The organism is Novosphingobium sp. HII-3 (genome assembly GCF_002916655.1).
Lineage (GTDB): Bacteria > Pseudomonadota > Alphaproteobacteria > Sphingomonadales > Sphingomonadaceae > Novosphingobium > Novosphingobium panipatense.
Genome location: NZ_PPSM01000036.1, coordinates 16,962 through 32,658, shown reverse-complemented (window position 1 = coordinate 32,658; position 15,697 = coordinate 16,962). Strand labels below are relative to the sequence as shown.

Sequence of the window (15,697 nt, the reverse complement as noted above, 5' to 3'; positions counted from 1 at the left end):
ATCAGTCGCGAATTATTCGCGGGCTCAGGCCACCTTGCGCAGCTTTTCCAGCTTCTTCAGCGCCATCTGCCGCTTCAAACGCGAGAGATGATCGATGAACAGGATGCCTTCGAGATGATCCATCTCGTGCTGCAGACAGATCGCCAGCAGGCCCTCCATCTCTTCCTCGTGCGTCTTGCCATCAAGATCCTGCCAGCGTGCGCGGATCCGCGTCGGGCGCTCCACATCGGCGTAGATCTCGGGGACGGACAGACAGCCCTCCTGGTAGACCGTATGGTCTTCCGAAGGATCGAGGATTTCCGGATTGATGAAGATCCGGGGCTCCTTCCGAGTCGGCCGATGGGTGTGGTGATGCCCACCATGCGCGGTGCAAACCTCCGGCTCGGCATCCTCATCCTCCGGCTGGAGGTCGATCACCAGCACGCGCAAAGGCACGCCGACCTGAATGGCAGCCAGGCCAATACCGGGAGCGTCGTACATCGTCTCGAACATGTCTCCGACGAGCGTCTTGAGCTCGTCGTCGAACTTTTCGACGGGAACGGACACCTGCTTGAGGCGCGGGTCGGGAACTTCGAGGATTTCGCGAATAGCCATGGGCGCCAGATAATCCCGACCGCCCCTTTTCGCAAGGATGCGCCGGAAGGACTTATCGGATCATGCTACCGGCCGCCGCGCCCGGATGGCCTGGGCAAGGGTGCCTTCGTCAAGGTAATCCAGTTCACCTCCGACTGGCAGGCCGTGCGCGAGTTGAGTAACCCTGACCGGGAACCCTTCCAGGCGCTCGGCCAGGTAGTGGGCGGTCGTCTGGCCTTCCAGCGTGGCGTTCATGGCCAACAGCACTTCGTCGACTTTCCCCTGGCTCACTCGCGCGAGCAGTGTGTCGATCGCGAGATCCTCAGGGCGGATGCCATCCAGCGCCGAAAGCCGCCCACCAAGGACGTGGTACTTGCCCGTAAAAAGACGCGCCCTATCGAGCGCCCAAAGATCCGCCACCTCTTCGACCACGCAGATCGAGCGGGCGTCGCGGCGAACGTCCGCACAGATGCCGCAGGGATCCGTGGTATCCACATTGCCGCAGGTGCGGCATTCCACAAGCGCTTCGCGCACGGCGCCGAGCGCGTCCAGCAGTTGGACAAGGGCAGTTTCCCGCCGCTTGATAAGCCAAAGGACGGCGCGCCTCGCCGAGCGCGGGCCAAGGCCGGGCAGGCGTGACAGTGCGGCGGTCAGCGTCTCGATCTCTTGCGATGCCATGGTTCCGCAGATAGGGCCTGCGCCAGCCGTTAGAAACCCCGCTCACCTACACTTGCCTGGAGTTCCCCACATCATGCGCGTCATCTTCATGGGGACACCCGATTTCGCCGTGCCGGCACTCGTCGCACTGATCGAGGCAGGGCACCAAGTGGTGGCGGTCTACACCCAGCCACCCCGGCCGGGCGGCCGCCGCGGAAAGGAGCTGACACCCTCGGCCGTGCAGAGGGAGGCGGAAGCCCGTGGTATAGCCGTACGCCACCCCGTCTCGCTCAAACCGGCGGAGGAGCAGGCGGCCTTCAGCGCTCTTGAAGCGGATATCGCCGTCGTCGCCGCTTATGGCCTCATCCTGCCACAATCCGTCCTGAACGCGCCGCGCCTGGGCTGTCTGAACATTCACGCCTCGATCCTGCCCCGCTGGCGGGGCGCGGCGCCGATTCAGCGGGCGATCCTTGCCGGAGATCCTACGACGGGAATCACCATCATGCAGATGGAAGCGGGCCTGGACACCGGTCCGATGCTGGCTACCCTGCGGACCACGGTCGAGCGAAAGACGGCAGGCGAACTGACCGCTGAACTGGCGGAGAAAGGGGCCCAGCTGCTGATCGGCACCCTGCGCGACCTTGCCGTCCATCGACCGGTGGCGCAACCCGAAGACGGTGTCACCTACGCACGAAAGATCGACAAGGCCGAGGCGCGCCTGGACTTCGCGCAGCCTGCCGTCGCGGTGGAGCGTCAAGTCCGGGCCTTTGCTCCCGCCCCCGGGGCCTTCTTCGAACTGGACGGTGAACGTTACAAAGTGTTGGCGGCCGACGTGACCGATCTCGAAGGTGCGCCTGGAAGCACGCTCGACGATCGGCTGACGGTCGGATGCGGCACGGGCGCCATACAGATCAGGCGCATCCAGCGCGCCGGCAAGCCTGCCATGGACGCGGCCGACCTTCTTCGTGGCAAGCCGATCCCCGCCGGCACGAAACTTGGTTGAACTCAGCGCTTCTGCGGCATTCTGCGCACCGGAGGCTGTTCCTCGCGCCAGCGGGAATGGCTTTCGCGCAGTACCGCAGCTGTCTTCTCCCACGCCGAAACCGGCTTGTCCCTGACCCGGATGTTGAAACGGTCAGTCCCACGAAACTCCAGCACCTCCGCGCCCTCAGGCCCGGCCGTATAGGAATAGGGCACCTCCGCAGCCACGAAGAAGCCATCGCCGGCACTCAGCGTTTCGGTGCCCATCCGGATTGAGCCTGCGACGATGTAGTAGAGACAGTCGCAATCGTGCGAATGCAGAGGCAGCGGAAAGCCGCTTTTCACCCAGAGCCGCGCAAGGCTCATGCCTTCGCGGCGATACGGCACGTCCGCGTACTCCCCCCGGACCTGCATGGCTTCGGCCAATTTCGGCTGTATCTGCACGAGGTTGGGAGTCTCTCCCTCATACGTCATGCAGCCGCATTCTTCGAGCGTCGGCGCGTCCGCTCCGCGGTAAATTGCGAATGGTGGGTCCTGGCTGTCGGTCATGTCAGATCCTTTCCCGTTCGCGCGATGGTGCCAGTGCGCCTTGCGCTCGCCAACCCTTCGAAGGCCTTTGCGTCCGGGCAAGCGTCCTGTATCGGCGTGGCGAAATGACCCGCTATGCGCTTACCATCGAATTTGACGGCGGCCCCTTCATGGGGCTGCAGCGTCAGGCTCACGGCCCCTCCATTCAGCAGGCCATCGAGGATGCGGCTTTCACCGTCACGGGGGAGCGTACCGTGATGCATGCCGCAGGCCGGACCGATGCAGGCGTTCACGGCCTGGGAATGCGAGCGCACCTCGACGTCGCGAAGCCATTCGACGCGTTTCGACTGATGGAGGCGCTAAACGCACGGCTGCGTCCGGCACCGGTGGCGGTGCTGGCCTGCGAGGTCGTGCCGGACGATTGGCACGCCCGCTTTTCCTGCACGGGTCGAGCTTATATCTATCGCATCGCCAATCGGCGTGCTCCGCTTACGCTGGAGCGGGGCAAAGCATGGCAAGTGGCCAAGCCGCTGGACGCGCGGGCCATGCACCGGTCCGCGCAGGCGCTCGTCGGCCGCCACGACTTTACGACTTTCCGGTCCGTTCATTGCCAGTCAGCCTCGCCTCTGAAGACGCTGGATCGGCTCGCCGTCAGACGGGAGGGTGACATGGTGCTGATCGAAGCCGAAGCCCGCAGCTTCCTGCACCATCAGGTGCGTTCGATGGTCGGGTGCCTTGCGCTTGTCGGGATGGGACGCTGGCGGGAGGAGCAGGTTGCCGAGGCACTTGCGGCAAGGGACCGGCAGACGCTCGGCTTGAACGCTCCACCTGACGGGCTGTACTTCGTCCGCGCGACCTATCCGGAAGACCGGCCCTGAAAAGGCGAAGCGCGCCCGTTCGGAAGACGGGCGCGCCTGCACGTTCCCGGAAGGTTGCCGTCAGGCCTTAGCGACGACGCTTTCCGGCAGGTCCTGGCCGAACACGCGCTGGTAATATTCGGCGACCAGCATGCGCTCCGTCTCATCGCACTTGTTGAGGAACGAAAGCCGGAACGCGAAACCGACGTCGTTGAAGATCGCCGCGTTCTGCGCCCAGGTGATGACGGTGCGGGGGCTCATGACCGTGGAGATGTCGCCCGTCATGAAACCCTGGCGGGAGAAATCCGCCACCTTCACCATGTTGCTGATGACGTCGCGGCTGATCTGCGGCACCTTGGCCGCGACGATCCCGGTCTCGGTGTCAGCCGGCAGGTAGTTCAAGGCAACCACGAGATTCCAGCGATCCATCTGGCCCTGGTTGATCTGCTGCGTGCCGTGGTAGAGCCCGGACGTATCGCCCAGGCCGACCGTGTTGGCCGTGGCGAACAGGCGGAAGTGCCTGTCCGGCCGGATAACGCGGTTCTGGTCCAGAAGCGTCAGCTTGCCTTCGGTTTCCAGGATTCGCTGGATCACGAACATGACGTCGGGACGGCCCGCGTCGTATTCGTCGAAGACGAGAGCGACCGGATGCTGAAGTGCCCAGGGAAGCAGGCCTTCCCGGAATTCCGTGACCTGCATTCCATTGCGCAGGACGATCGCATCGCGCCCGATCAGGTCGATGCGGCTGATGTGCGCATCGAGGTTGATGCGAATGCACGGCCATTTCAGGCGCGCGGCAACCTGTTCGATGTGCGTCGACTTACCCGTGCCGTGATAGCCCTGCACCATCACACGACGATTGTAAGCGAAACCCGCCAGGATCGCCAGAGTGGTGTCCGGATCGAAGACGTAGGTTTCATCAAGATCCGGCACGCGCTCGTCGGCGACGGAGAAGGCGGGCACCTTCATGTCGATGTCGATCCCGAACGTTTCTCGAACGTCGAGTTCAATGTCGGGAGCAGCCAGCACGGTGGCGTCGCGGTTCTCGGTCTTGTTCGTGGAGTCTGTCATCTCAAGGCAATCGCCTAAAGGACGTGACGCTGCATCGCAATAAGCTTTACGTCATCTCGGTTCATCCTGCCGGGCATCTGGCCGGAAGATCGAAAAGATCAACAAACCTTTTTGCCAGCGCCGGATCGCCTTCGATCTTAAGGGATTGTACGTCGGCCGGAGCACGCTTGCCGTAGAACAGCATCAGGAACGGCAAGCTCAAGGGCGCGGCGAAGCGCAGGTCAGCCGCCGGGTCACCATCGCCCGCGGGATCAATGCAGAGACCGGCTTCGTCCAGCCGGGCGACGAAGGATCTTTCACTCACCCGAAAAGCAACGGTCAGCCGCAGGTCACCGATCCGCTCCGGGTGAAGCAGCGCACGCAGAGAGAGCATGAGAGACACAGGGGTGAGCGGCAGGGTCGGGTTGTGCAAAGGCGATTGCACGGACCACCGCAGCAGGGCCTGCATGGCGGGTTCCAGCGCTCGCCCCCACTCCGTCAGGCCATACACCTTTACTGAGGCCGGCGGCGCCAGGGTTTCGCGCCGGACAACACCATTGCGTTCCAGCGTCTGCAGACGTTCGGCAAGTGTCTTCGCGCTCAGGCCCGGCAGCTGCGTGCGGATCTCGGAAAACCGCTGCGGACCCAGCAGCAATTCGCGAGCGATGAGGAACGACCACCGTTCGCCCACCAGTTCCATCGCAAAGGCGGCGCCGCAAGCGTCGCTGTACCAGCGCCCGTGAACCGGTTGCTCGTCTTGAGCCAGGGCACTGCCGCAGGCGGGAGAGGAAACAGACTCACCCGAAATAGTTTCGTTTCGCAACTTCATGGTTGCTTTCAGTTACCGCACAGGTCCAGCATGACGCAAGCCACGAATCACATCATTCGAGGGAGACTGGACAATGACCCGCATGATCTTCGTGAATTTGCCTGTCGCAGACCTTGCAAAAGCCAGATCCTTCTACGCGGCACTTGGCTTCGTGAACGAACCGCGATTCACGGATGAAACCGCCGCGTGCATGGTGTGGTCCGACACCATCTTCGTGATGATCCTCACTCATGAGAAATGGAAGACATTCACCGACCGGCCTATCGCGGCGCCAGACACCAGCGAAGTGATGCTCTGCCTCTCCTGCGACAGTCGGGAGGACGTCGACCGCCTCAGCAGCAAGGCGGGGCAAGCGGGTGGTGTCTCGGACATCAACCCCTCCCAGGATCACGGCTTCATGGCCAGCCGGGCCTTCGCCGATCCGGACGGGCATGTCTGGGAAGTGATGTGGATGGACCCAGCCGCAGTGTCCGGAGATGTGGAAGCGCCCGCTTCAGCCTGAACCTTCAAGCAAGGAAAACCGATGCCCGAAAATCCCGCACCCTCGATCGAAATCACCGCGTTCGAATGGGTCCCCTCCTTCGCGCAGGGCCAGGTAAGGGATCTGCGCGCCCGCTGGGCATGCGAGGAGTTCGGCTTTCCCTACAAGGTTCGCCTCATCAGCGCGCTCGAACGGCCCGAATGGTACTACGACGATCAGCCGTGGGGGCAGGTTCCGTTCCTCCGTGACGGGGACGTCGACATCTTCGAAAGCGGCGCCATACTGCTTCACCTGGCAGAGAAGGCGCATGCCCTGCCCGCGCCCGGCACTCAGGAGCGCGGACGTATCCTGAGCTGGCTGTTTGCCGCCTTCAACTCCATCGAGCCCTTTCTCTTCGAGCTTGCCGCCGTCTCGATCTTTTCGCGCAACGAAGAGTGGGCGCCCTTGCGACGCCCTTCGCTGCTTGAGGCATGTCGCCTGCGACTGCAGCGGCTGGAGACCGCGCTTCGGGACAAGGAGTGGCTGGCTGGTGAGTTCTCCGTGGCTGACATCGCTATGGCGACGATCCTGCGATCGCTCGTGAAGGCCGGCGGCGATGACGATCTCCTGATGAGTCACCCCACACTCTCATCCTATCTGGACCGTGCCACCAGCCGACCGGCCTTCGCCCGCGCGCTGGAAGCACAGCTTGCCCCTTTCGCGCAGCATGATCCGCGACAGAAGGATCCGGTATAGAGAACGACTGCAACAGGAGCCTGAAAATGAACTACGTGGAAGGTTTCGTCCTCGCCGTTCCGAAGGCGAACAAGGACAAGTTCATCGCGCATGCACAGCAGGGCGATGCCGTCTTCATGGAGCACGGCGCGTTGCGCATCGTGGAATGCTGGCAGGACGATGTTCCGGAAGGCAAGCAGACCGATTTCTTCCGGTCCGTCGGTTGCAAGGGCGACGAGGCCGTGGTCTTCTCGTGGATTGAATGGCCCGACAAGGCCACGCGCGACAAGGGAATGGCCAGCGTGATGGATGCGGCAAAGATGGACCCGCGCCTTGATCCGAATACGAATCCGATGCCCTTCGACGGCGGACGGATGATCTTCGGTGGCTTCACTCCTGTCGTGGAACTCGGAAGCTGACGAAGGGGAAGCATCGGAATGGCTGACTACACGTTCTTCACCAACCCGATGTCGCGTGGACAGATCGCACGCTGGGCCCTCCATGAAGCCGGCGCCGATTACGATCAGGTCCTGGTTGACTGGAAGAACAAGCCGGCCGCCCTGCTGAGCGCAAATGCCATGGCCAAGGTCCCGACGCTCGTCCACCACGCCGAGGATCGGGACAGGACCATCAGCGAAGGGGCCGCGATCTGCCTCTATCTTGCCGAAATGCACCCCGAGGCCAGGCTCCTGCCTAACGACGGGGAAATGGCCGACTACTACCGTTGGGTATTCTTCGCGGCGGGCCCCATCGAGCAGGCCATCACGTCCCGTGCCTTGAAATTTGAACCCGGTCCGGAACAGGAGATGATGGCCGGCTGGGGCAACTTCGACCGTGCAATAGGCGCCATCGAGGAGAAATTGGCTGAGGACGACTGGATTTGCGGCACCCGTTTCACCATGGGCGACGTTTACGTAGGCAGCCAGATCGACTGGGGAATGACCTTTGGCCTGATACCCCCTCTTCCCTCGCTCGTCGCCTATGCGGAGCGGTGCCAGCAGAGGCCAGCCTATCAGGCAGCCAAGGGGATCGACGCGCGCCTGATCGACGAGATGAAGAAGTAACGCACGCCCGGTTGCGCCGGGCGCGGGCTCAGGCGGCGTTCACCACGTTGGGGACGGCGCGCGGGCGGGTCTTGTCCCGGTACAACGCTGCGTCTGCAGAGCGGACGATATCGGCCAGCTCTGCGTCTTCCGTCACTTCGGCAACGCCGAGGCTGATGGATACGGGGGAGCCTGCTCCCGCCCGTTGAATACGGGAGGACGTTTCCACCGTCTTGCGCAAACCATCTCGCATCACTTGCGCACGCTCTCGATCGTAGCCGCGCAGCAGCAGCGCGAACTCGTCACCTCCAAGGCGCCAGAACAGGTTCGGTTCGGGGAGCTGCTCTGCGATCACGTTCGCGATGGTCCTGAGCAGCTGATCGCCCGCATCGTGTCCCAGGCGGTCATTGACCTCCTTGAAATGGTCGAGGTCAAGAAGAACAAGGCTGGCGGGATCATGGCCTTTCGTATTGGAAAGGAATGCCGCCATCGCGGCTTCGAAGGCGCGGCGGCTTCCGATGCCTGTCAGGAAATCGGTGTAGGCGGCCTGCCTGTCCTCCAGACCACGACGCTCAAGCGTCGCCCCGAACACCAGGACGGCGAGCGCTGCAGCGAAGAGCACGATTTCCAATGCAACAGCCGCTGCCCAATGACCGATCGTCGCTTCCGTGCGCAAGAGGCCCAACCCCAGAGCAGGGCCCAAGACGCTGCGCACGAGGTAGAACAGCGCATGCGCGCCACACAGCCCGGCAGCGATGATGCGGCTGCGCTCTTCTCTTCGTGCGCCGCGCGCGAACTCGTAGGCGGTCGCGGCCGAATAGGCGCTGACGAGAAGCGAGCAGATCGAAACCCGGTCGTCAAAGCCCGGATCGAAGGTGAGGATCAGGAGCGGCCACACCATCAACCCACCCGCCACGGACCGTCGCACCGGTCGCCGCCCCCCCAATGCGCGCGCACCGGCATGGCAGCAGGCGTAAGCGGTAAGAAACAGTGTGTTGGCCAGTATCCTGATGCCGCTGTCGCTTCCCGCCGGAACGACCATGAGGAAGAAACCGGAAGCACCGAGGAAGAAGGTCGTGACCCACCATCGCGCGCCGCTGCGCACCGAAAACCGCGCCAGCGTGATGAAGACAAGGCCGAACAACAGCAACGTGAGGAAGGCAGTTGTCAGGAGAGTGGCGGAGTCGAATTTCATGCGGGCACCGAGCGGCTGTAGGCGCCCCACGTATAAGGACGGAGTTAACGCGGCGCTAAAGCCCTAATCTGCCGGGCCCATGTCGCATGGCTGGCACCGCTCCCTCAATTTATGAGCTGCTAAAAGGTCATTCAGGCAAAGGCCGTTGACTTGATCAACAGTTGATAAGCCTCGACGACACTCTGGAGCCGCGACGCGTAACTGTGATCGCCGCCGTTATGGTCGGGATGGAACTGGCGCAGCAATCGGGTGTAGCGCAGACGCAGCGTCTTGCGATCCACGTCCGCAGCAAGGCCCAGCGCGTCCAGTGCTCGCCGCTCGTTCGGCGTGAAGCGCGCATTCTCAGGCCGCAGGTCAGCCTGACGGCGTTTCACATGCGCCCTGGCGCGGGCCTGTATCGCCTCGAGGGGATCGGCAAAGTCCGACCAGCGCGGGGAGCCGTCCACACCGGCATCGGGCCGGAACGCCCGCGTCTGCGTCTCCCAGCCGTGCAGGGGTGACTGCGCCCGAAGGATCTCTTCAGCGTCCATTCCGTCGAAGTAGTCGTAGCCGGAGTTGAATTCACGCACATGCTCAAGGCAGAACCAGCGGAAGTCCCCCGGCCCATCGAAACCTGAAGGCCGTCCACCGGGGGCCCGGAACTCCCCCGCCTCCCCGCATCCCGGCCAGGTGCATTCACGCCCTGTGGATTCGTACCGTCCATGAAATCTATGCTGTCTCACCATCTTTCAGATGGGGGATTGATCGCGTAAATGAAACCCCATGTCAGGACCTCTCGAACAGGAAATGCGGCAGTTGCTGACCGCCGCATTCGCTCCGACCGCGCTGGACGTGGTCAATGATTCCGCCTCCCACCGCGGCCATGCCGGTGACGATGGGAGCGGCGAATCGCACTTCACCATCATCATAGAAAGCGCGCAGTTCGCCGGAACGTCGCGACTTCAGCGCCAGCGCCTCGTCAATGCGGCACTCGGCGACATTCCCGGCAACCGCGTCCATGCCGTGGCGATCCGAGCCAGCGCGCCGGGCGAGTAGCGTTTCCACCGCCAAGCCCCTACGCCTGTCCGCACTGCCGTGCGAGGCGAAGGGTCCTGGGTGAACTGATCGCATCATCACCGGTTGCTCTCAGGCAAATGCGCGCCTAAATGCGCGCACCATGCCGACACCCCTGACCTTCGCCGTGCCCAAAGGCCGAATCCTCGATGAGGCGCTGCCCCTCATGGCGCGCGCCGATGTCATTCCCGAGGCGGAGTTTCACGACAAGAAGTCACGCGCTCTTTCGTTCGCGTGTGAAGGCAGCGACATGCGCCTCATCCGGGTCCGTGCCTTCGACGTGGCCACCTTCGTGGCTCACGGAGCGGCGCAGGTCGGCATTGTGGGATCGGACGTGGTGGAGGAATTCGCTTATCCGGATCTCTATGCGCCGGTGGATCTCGACATCGGTCACTGCCGCCTGTCCGTGGCCGAGCGCGAGGGCGAAACCGGCGGCGCCCTGCCGTCTCACTTGCGCATCGCCAGCAAGTACCCGAACCTGACCCGTCGCCATTTCGAGAAGCTCGGCGTGCAGGCGGAAGTCGTCAAGCTGAACGGCGCGATGGAACTGGCCCCGTCACTCGGCCTGTCGAGCCGGATCGTCGACCTTGTCTCCACCGGGCGCACGCTCAAGGAAAACGGCCTTGTGGAAACGAGCCGCATCCTCGACATTTCCGCGCGGCTGATCGTCAACCGCGCCGCCCTCAAGACGGATGAGCGCGTTGGCGCTCTGGTGGAAGCCTTCCGCGCATTGGTTGCCCAGAAGGTCCCGGCAGAGGCAAGCACCTGATGCTGCGTCTTTCCAGCAGGCAGCCCGGCTTTGCCGAGGCATTCGATCGTGTGGTCAGCGATCGTCGCGAAAGCGCCGTCGATGTAGCCGCAGACGTCGCGGCCATTCTCAAGGACGTCCGCCAGCGCGGCGACGCGGCTCTGGCGGATTATACACGTCGCTTCGATGGCCATGACCTTGACAGGACCGGATGGCAGGTCAGCGCGGCAGACTGCAAGGCGGCCTTTGATACCCTGGAGCCCTCGTTGCGATCGGCGCTGGAGCTGGCTGCGGAGCGGATCCGCGCCTACCACGCTGCCCAGCTGCCCGAGAACCGGGACTATACCGACGCCCAGGGCGTCCGCCTTGGAGCGATCTGGAACGCGGTGGATGCGGCGGGCCTCTATGTGCCTGGCGGGCGTGCGGCCTATCCGTCTTCGCTGCTTATGAACGCTATCCCGGCAAAGGTGGCAGGCGTCCCGCGGCTCGTGGTCGTCACGCCTACGCCCGGTGGCGAGGTCAACCCGCTTGTCCTTGCCGCGGCTCACCTCGCGGGCGTTGATGAGGTCTGGCGTGTCGGCGGTGCCCACGCGGTCGGCGCCCTTGCCTACGGCACGGACCGCATCGCACGCGTTGATGTCGTCACTGGTCCCGGGAACGCCTGGGTCGCCGAAGCGAAGCGCCAACTCTACGGCGTCGTCGGCATCGACATGGTGGCAGGGCCGAGCGAGATCCTCGTCATAGCCGACGCCGCGAACGATCCCGTTCGGATCGCAGCCGATCTTCTCAGCCAGGCGGAACATGATCCGACCTCGCAGTCCATCCTCATCACGGACGATGCGGCCTTTGCAGACGACGTCGCTCGCGCGGTGGAAACGGAACTTTCGACGCTCGCCACGCAGCGGACGGCGCGCGACAGCTGGTCGGTGAACGGCGTCATCATTGACGTGGACACGCTGGACGAGGCGCCCTCGCTTGCGAACGCCCTGGCGGCGGAACACGTAGAGATCGCTACCGATGATCCGGAAAGCCTGATGCGCCGCATCCGACACGCCGGTTCCATCTTCCTCGGCCGGATGACGCCCGAAGCCGTCGGTGACTATGTCGCTGGACCGAACCACGTACTCCCCACGGGACGCAGGGCGCGGTTCTCGTCGGGCCTGTCCGTTCTTGATTTCATGAAGCGCACCAGCTTCATCCAACTCGACCAGGCTGCGCTGGAAGCCATCGGCCCCGCTGCCGTCGCCCTCGCCAATGCGGAAGGGCTTCCCGCGCACGCACGCTCAATTTCCGTAAGGCTTTCCAGATGACCAATCCAAGCTCCAAGCAGAAGCGCGCCGCAGCGCGCCTTGCCGCCGTGCAGGCGCTCTACCAGTTCGACATGGAAGCGACACCGCTTCCTTCTCTTCTGGACGAATTTCACCGGCACCGGCTCGGGATGGAGATCGACGACGCTCAGTTCGCTCAGGCGGAGGTTGCCTTCTTCGACGACGTCGTGAAGGGCGTCATCGCGCGCCGCGACGAAATCGACGAACTGCTCGCCTCCAAGCTTACCGAAGGCTGGTCGCTCGCCCGCCTGGACAAGACGATGCTGCAGATCCTGCGCGCCGGAACCTACGAGCTCATGGCGCGCGCGGATGTGCCGACAGGCGCGGCGATCAGCGAATACCTCGACGTGGCGCACGCCTTCTTCGATGCCCGTGAAGCGAAATTTGCCAATGGCGTGCTCGATTCCGTCGCGAAGGTCGTCCGTTAAGGGCATGATCCCGGGATGACCGGCGAATCCGCCTTCATCCAGGCCCTGCGCGCCATCGCGACCGATCCGGCTGCTCGTCGCCTTGCCGACGATGCAGCCGTGCTGGCCATTGGCGATGCGTGCCTTGTGCTGACACTTGATACGGTGGTCGAGGGCGTCCACTATCTGGCTGACGATCCGCCGGCGGATGTCGCATGGAAGCTGGTGGCGGTCAACGTATCCGATCTTTCGGCCAAAGGAGCCACACCTGTAGGGTGCCTCTACTCCCATGCGCTCGGAAAGGACGACTGGGACCGACGTTTTCTCGCAGGCCTTGATGAGGCTTGCCGCGCCTTCGCGATACCGCTGCTGGGAGGCGATACCGTCCGGATGCCCAATGGCTCCGCCCGAAGCTTCTCACTGACTGCGCTGGGCGCCGTGCCGAACGGCGTCACGGTGCCATCCCGCACGGCTGCGCGCCCGCGCGACGAGGTGTGGGTGAGCGGGCCCATCGGAGACGCGGGTCTGGGCCTGCAGGCTGCAATGGGCGCCCTGCAGGGGCCGCCGGACGCTCTGCTCGTGCTGGCGGAAAGCTACCGACGCCCTCGTCCCGACGCGTGGCTCGGGGCCGCGCTGGCGCCGCAGGTGAACGCCATGATGGACATCTCCGACGGTCTTCTTGTCGATGCACGGCGGATGGCGGAAGCAAGCGGGCTGGCGATCTCCGTCCGGATGGAGGCGGTTCCCCTGTCTCCTTCATACCTCACCGTCGCGCAGGACACGGCGGAAACCCGCCTGACGGCGATGACCGCCGGCGACGACTACCAGCTGCTCTTCACGGCGCCTGCCGAACATGCGCGGCAGATCCAGGCAACTGGCGAGAGGCTCGGCCATCGTCTGACGAGGATTGGCACTGTAGAAATGGGCAGCGGGCTGGCGCTGTCCTACCAAGGGAACGACGTACCGCTCCCGGAAAGACTCGGCTACGAGCACTGACACGCGGATGTCAGTGCAATCGTCACGACTCCTTCTCCCTCGTTGTGCTCTACGCAACACTCTTGCTACTTCCGGGGCTTCACTATAGCCCTAGTTCCCGCGGACGGGAAAACCCGCCGATATCCTGAAAAATGGGAAGGGGACAGCTTCGTGAACTTGATCACGATTTCAATTGCCCTGGGGTTAGTGGCCATCATCTATGGCTTCGTGACCAGTCGTCAGGTGCTGAGTGCTCCCGCAGGCTCCGAAAAGATGCAGGAGATAGCCGCCGCGATACAGGAAGGCGCGCAAGCCTACCTCAAGCGGCAATATTCCACCATCGCCGTCGTCGGCGTGATCGTAGCGGCCATCATCGCGTTCGCTCTTGGCGCCGTGTCGGCCACGGGCTTCGCTATCGGTGCGGTCCTGTCAGGCGTCGCCGGGTTCATCGGGATGAACATATCGGTTCGATCGAACGTGCGCACGGCGGCGGCGGCGCAGACGGGGCTGCAGGCGGGCCTGACGCTCGCCTTTCGAGCGGGAGCCATCACCGGGATGCTGGTGGCGGGTCTCGCCCTTCTGGCGATTGCGGTCTTCTACTGGTACCTGACAGGACCGGCCGGTCACTCTGTCGGCGGGGAAGACCGTACCGTGGTCGAAGCGCTGACGGCGCTGGCCTTCGGGGCCTCCCTCATTTCCATTTTCGCGCGGCTCGGCGGCGGCATCTTCACCAAGGCGGCGGACGTGGGGGCCGACCTGGTCGGGAAAGTCGAAGCCGGCATTCCCGAGGATGACCCCCGCAACCCTGCCGTCATCGCCGACAACGTGGGAGACAATGTGGGCGATTGTGCCGGCATGGCCGCAGACCTTTTCGAAACCTACGTGGTTACTGTTGGCGCCACGATGGTGCTGACGGCGCTGCTCCTCAGCGGCGCGGAAAACCTCGGCGCCATGATGGCCCTCCCCCTGCTGATCGGCGGCGTCTGCATCGTGACCTCCATCATCGGCACCTACTTCGTCCGCCTGGGCAGCTCGAAGAACATCATGGGCGCCATGTACAAGGGCTTCCTTGTGACGGCCCTGCTCTCGGTCCCGGCGATCTGGTGGGCCGTGAGCTATGCGCTTGGCGACATGAGCGCACCGATCGGGGCTGGCGATTTCAGCGGCACCACGCTGTTCTACTGCGCGCTGCTGGGCCTGGTCATCACCGGCCTCATCATATGGATTACCGAGTACTATACCGGCACCAGTTACCGCCCGGTCCGATCGATAGCGAAGGCTTCGGTCACGGGGCACGGCACCAACGTGATTCAGGGGCTGGCGATCAGCCTGGAAGCGACCGCCTTGCCGACGCTCGTCATCGTGGCCGGTATCGTCATCGCCTATCAGCTGGCCGGTCTTCTCGGCATCGCCTATGCCGCCACGGCAATGCTCGCCCTTGCCGGGATGGTGGTGGCGCTCGATGCCTACGGCCCCGTCACGGACAATGCCGGCGGCATCGCCGAGATGGCGGGTCTGGACGACGCCGTTCGCGAGAAGACCGACGCTCTCGATGCGGTTGGCAATACGACCAAGGCGGTCACCAAGGGGTATGCCATCGGCTCGGCGGGCCTTGCAGCGCTGGTGCTGTTCGCGGCCTACACCACCGACCTTCGGGAGTTCTTCCCCGGCCTCACCGTGAACTTCAGTCTCGAAAACCCCTACGTCATCGTCGGCCTGCTGCTCGGCGCCCTGCTGCCGTATCTTTTTGGCGCAATGGGCATGACCGCCGTCGGTCGCGCCGCCGGAGACGTGGTGGTCGACGTTCGCGAGCAGTTTCGGGAGAAACCCGGCATCATGACCTACGTCGAAAAGCCGGACTACGCACGCACGGTCGATCTTGTCACCAAGGCGGCAATCAAGGAGATGATCCTCCCCTCGCTTCTCCCGGTGCTGGCGCCGATCGCGGTCTACTTCGTCGTCGGCTGGGTGGCCGGCGCGGAGAACGGCTTCGCCGCGCTGGGCGCCTTGCTCCTTGGCGTCATCGTCGGGGGACTCTTCGTCGCGCTTTCGATGACCTCGGGCGGCGGTGCGTGGGACAACGCCAAGAAGTACATCGAGGACGGGAATCACGGCGGCAAAGGGTCCGAGGCCCACAAGGCTGCAGTGACCGGAGACACCGTGGGCGACCCTTACAAAGACACTGCAGGTCCGGCGGTGAACCCGATGATCAAGATCACCAACATCGTGGCCCTGCTGCTTCTGGCTGCCCTCGCCGGAGGATGAGATGCCCGCATCT

The 15,697-nt window shown here is 63.8% G+C and carries 19 protein-coding genes; 12 read left to right on the top strand and 7 right to left on the bottom strand.

The window, feature by feature from the left end; all coding sequences use genetic code 11:
* Window positions 1–24 precede the first annotated feature (24 nt).
* The gene (gene def / locus C2R25_RS13115; RefSeq protein WP_103729640.1) at window positions 25–594 is read right to left on the bottom strand and encodes a peptide deformylase; all 570 of its coding nucleotides are present in this window, start codon (window positions 592–594) and stop codon (window positions 25–27) included.
* Between the two features lie 60 nt (window positions 595–654).
* On the bottom strand, window positions 655–1,251 hold the full coding sequence (gene recR / locus C2R25_RS13110) for a recombination mediator RecR (protein WP_103729639.1): 597 nt from the start codon (window positions 1,249–1,251) through the stop codon (window positions 655–657).
* Between recR and fmt the strand changes: the two genes are divergently transcribed.
* On the top strand, window positions 1,250–2,233 hold the full coding sequence (gene fmt / locus C2R25_RS13105; protein WP_369825710.1) for a methionyl-tRNA formyltransferase: 984 nt from the start codon (window positions 1,250–1,252) through the stop codon (window positions 2,231–2,233). The two genes, recR and fmt, sit on opposite strands and share 2 nt — an antisense overlap.
* A 2-nt stretch (window positions 2,234–2,235) precedes the next feature.
* On the opposite strand, the gene C2R25_RS13100 is transcribed toward fmt, so the two are convergent.
* Window positions 2,236–2,760 carry a cupin domain-containing protein gene (locus C2R25_RS13100; RefSeq protein ID WP_103729637.1) on the bottom strand — a complete coding sequence of 175 codons (525 nt, stop codon included), beginning with the start codon at window positions 2,758–2,760 and terminating at the stop codon, window positions 2,236–2,238.
* Window positions 2,761–2,864: 104 nt separating this feature from the next.
* On the opposite strand from C2R25_RS13100, the gene truA reads away from it, so the two are divergent.
* A complete protein-coding gene (truA, locus tag C2R25_RS13095; protein ID WP_103729636.1) occupies window positions 2,865–3,617 on the top strand; it encodes a tRNA pseudouridine(38-40) synthase TruA in 753 nt (250 codons plus the stop codon).
* 60 nt (window positions 3,618–3,677) lie between these two features.
* Here truA and cobS read toward each other — a convergent pair whose 3' ends face one another.
* Together cobS and C2R25_RS13085 are read right to left on the bottom strand one after the other, a co-directional pair.
* Window positions 3,678–4,667 (bottom strand): cobaltochelatase subunit CobS, encoded by a 990-nt coding sequence (gene cobS, locus C2R25_RS13090; RefSeq protein ID WP_103729635.1) that lies wholly within the window; start codon window positions 4,665–4,667, stop codon window positions 3,678–3,680.
* Window positions 4,668–4,728: 61 nt separating this feature from the next.
* On the bottom strand, window positions 4,729–5,475 hold the full coding sequence (locus tag C2R25_RS13085) for a helix-turn-helix domain-containing protein (RefSeq protein ID WP_103729634.1): 747 nt from the start codon (window positions 5,473–5,475) through the stop codon (window positions 4,729–4,731).
* 73 nt (window positions 5,476–5,548) lie between these two features.
* Here C2R25_RS13085 and C2R25_RS13080 point away from each other — a divergent pair, with 73 nt between their 5' ends.
* The 4 genes from C2R25_RS13080 to C2R25_RS13065 are packed head-to-tail and all read left to right on the top strand — an operon-like array spanning window position 5,549 to window position 7,734.
* Window positions 5,549–5,977, top strand: a complete 429-nt coding sequence (locus C2R25_RS13080; protein WP_103729633.1) for a VOC family protein — start codon at window positions 5,549–5,551, stop codon at window positions 5,975–5,977.
* Window positions 5,978–5,998: 21 nt separating this feature from the next.
* A complete protein-coding gene (locus C2R25_RS13075; RefSeq protein ID WP_103729632.1) occupies window positions 5,999–6,691 on the top strand; it encodes a glutathione S-transferase family protein in 693 nt (230 codons plus the stop codon).
* A gap of 26 nt (window positions 6,692–6,717) precedes the next feature.
* Complete coding sequence (locus tag C2R25_RS13070) at window positions 6,718–7,089, top strand: DUF1428 domain-containing protein (RefSeq protein WP_103729631.1); 372 nt, start codon at window positions 6,718–6,720, stop codon at window positions 7,087–7,089.
* 18 nt (window positions 7,090–7,107) lie between these two features.
* Window positions 7,108–7,734, top strand: a complete 627-nt coding sequence (locus C2R25_RS13065; protein ID WP_103729630.1) for a glutathione S-transferase family protein — start codon at window positions 7,108–7,110, stop codon at window positions 7,732–7,734.
* A 28-nt stretch (window positions 7,735–7,762) separates the two neighbouring features.
* On the opposite strand, the gene C2R25_RS13060 is transcribed toward C2R25_RS13065, so the two are convergent.
* Together C2R25_RS13060 and C2R25_RS13055 are read right to left on the bottom strand one after the other, a co-directional pair.
* Window positions 7,763–8,908 carry a GGDEF domain-containing protein gene (locus tag C2R25_RS13060; protein WP_103729629.1) on the bottom strand — a complete coding sequence of 382 codons (1,146 nt, stop codon included), beginning with the start codon at window positions 8,906–8,908 and terminating at the stop codon, window positions 7,763–7,765.
* A 131-nt stretch (window positions 8,909–9,039) separates the two neighbouring features.
* Complete coding sequence (locus C2R25_RS13055) at window positions 9,040–9,477, bottom strand: DnaJ domain-containing protein (protein ID WP_369825709.1); 438 nt, start codon at window positions 9,475–9,477, stop codon at window positions 9,040–9,042.
* Between the two features lie 193 nt (window positions 9,478–9,670).
* Here C2R25_RS13055 and C2R25_RS13050 point away from each other — a divergent pair, with 193 nt between their 5' ends.
* From C2R25_RS13050 to C2R25_RS13025, 6 genes are all read left to right on the top strand, one after another.
* A complete protein-coding gene (locus C2R25_RS13050) occupies window positions 9,671–9,943 on the top strand; it encodes a BolA family transcriptional regulator (RefSeq protein WP_103729627.1) in 273 nt (90 codons plus the stop codon).
* 121 nt (window positions 9,944–10,064) lie between these two features.
* Entirely contained in the window at window positions 10,065–10,730 is a 666-nt protein-coding gene (gene hisG / locus C2R25_RS13045) for an ATP phosphoribosyltransferase (RefSeq protein ID WP_103729626.1), read from the top strand.
* Window positions 10,730–12,019 carry a histidinol dehydrogenase gene (hisD, locus tag C2R25_RS13040; protein ID WP_103729625.1) on the top strand — a complete coding sequence of 430 codons (1,290 nt, stop codon included), beginning with the start codon at window positions 10,730–10,732 and terminating at the stop codon, window positions 12,017–12,019. Before hisG ends, hisD begins: the two co-directional genes overlap by 1 nt.
* Complete coding sequence (nusB, locus tag C2R25_RS13035; RefSeq protein WP_103729624.1) at window positions 12,016–12,465, top strand: transcription antitermination factor NusB; 450 nt, start codon at window positions 12,016–12,018, stop codon at window positions 12,463–12,465. Before hisD ends, nusB begins: the two co-directional genes overlap by 4 nt.
* Window positions 12,466–12,480: 15 nt before the next feature.
* Window positions 12,481–13,440 carry a thiamine-phosphate kinase gene (thiL, locus tag C2R25_RS13030; protein WP_103729623.1) on the top strand — a complete coding sequence of 320 codons (960 nt, stop codon included), beginning with the start codon at window positions 12,481–12,483 and terminating at the stop codon, window positions 13,438–13,440.
* Between the two features lie 150 nt (window positions 13,441–13,590).
* On the top strand, window positions 13,591–15,684 hold the full coding sequence (locus C2R25_RS13025; RefSeq protein WP_103729622.1) for a sodium-translocating pyrophosphatase: 2,094 nt from the start codon (window positions 13,591–13,593) through the stop codon (window positions 15,682–15,684).
* Window positions 15,685–15,697 lie beyond the last annotated feature (13 nt).

What these genes read in the sequence shown, in the direction of transcription:
- def (WP_103729640.1), bottom strand. Translation starts at nt 594, where the DNA reads ATGGCTATTCGCGAAATCCTCGAAGTTCCCGACCCGCGCCTCAAGCAG.
- fmt (WP_369825710.1), top strand. Translation starts at nt 1,250, where the DNA reads ATGGTTCCGCAGATAGGGCCTGCGCCAGCCGTTAGAAACCCCGCTCAC.
- recR (WP_103729639.1), bottom strand. Translation starts at nt 1,251, where the DNA reads ATGGCATCGCAAGAGATCGAGACGCTGACCGCCGCACTGTCACGCCTG.
- C2R25_RS13100 (WP_103729637.1), bottom strand. Translation starts at nt 2,760, where the DNA reads ATGACCGACAGCCAGGACCCACCATTCGCAATTTACCGCGGAGCGGAC.
- truA (WP_103729636.1), top strand. Translation starts at nt 2,865, where the DNA reads ATGACCCGCTATGCGCTTACCATCGAATTTGACGGCGGCCCCTTCATG.
- cobS (WP_103729635.1), bottom strand. Translation starts at nt 4,667, where the DNA reads ATGACAGACTCCACGAACAAGACCGAGAACCGCGACGCCACCGTGCTG.
- C2R25_RS13085 (WP_103729634.1), bottom strand. Translation starts at nt 5,475, where the DNA reads ATGAAGTTGCGAAACGAAACTATTTCGGGTGAGTCTGTTTCCTCTCCC.
- C2R25_RS13080 (WP_103729633.1), top strand. Translation starts at nt 5,549, where the DNA reads ATGACCCGCATGATCTTCGTGAATTTGCCTGTCGCAGACCTTGCAAAA.
- C2R25_RS13075 (WP_103729632.1), top strand. Translation starts at nt 5,999, where the DNA reads ATGCCCGAAAATCCCGCACCCTCGATCGAAATCACCGCGTTCGAATGG.
- C2R25_RS13070 (WP_103729631.1), top strand. Translation starts at nt 6,718, where the DNA reads ATGAACTACGTGGAAGGTTTCGTCCTCGCCGTTCCGAAGGCGAACAAG.
- C2R25_RS13065 (WP_103729630.1), top strand. Translation starts at nt 7,108, where the DNA reads ATGGCTGACTACACGTTCTTCACCAACCCGATGTCGCGTGGACAGATC.
- C2R25_RS13060 (WP_103729629.1), bottom strand. Translation starts at nt 8,908, where the DNA reads ATGAAATTCGACTCCGCCACTCTCCTGACAACTGCCTTCCTCACGTTG.
- C2R25_RS13050 (WP_103729627.1), top strand. Translation starts at nt 9,671, where the DNA reads ATGTCAGGACCTCTCGAACAGGAAATGCGGCAGTTGCTGACCGCCGCA.
- hisG (WP_103729626.1), top strand. Translation starts at nt 10,065, where the DNA reads ATGCCGACACCCCTGACCTTCGCCGTGCCCAAAGGCCGAATCCTCGAT.
- hisD (WP_103729625.1), top strand. Translation starts at nt 10,730, where the DNA reads ATGCTGCGTCTTTCCAGCAGGCAGCCCGGCTTTGCCGAGGCATTCGAT.
- nusB (WP_103729624.1), top strand. Translation starts at nt 12,016, where the DNA reads ATGACCAATCCAAGCTCCAAGCAGAAGCGCGCCGCAGCGCGCCTTGCC.
- thiL (WP_103729623.1), top strand. Translation starts at nt 12,481, where the DNA reads ATGACCGGCGAATCCGCCTTCATCCAGGCCCTGCGCGCCATCGCGACC.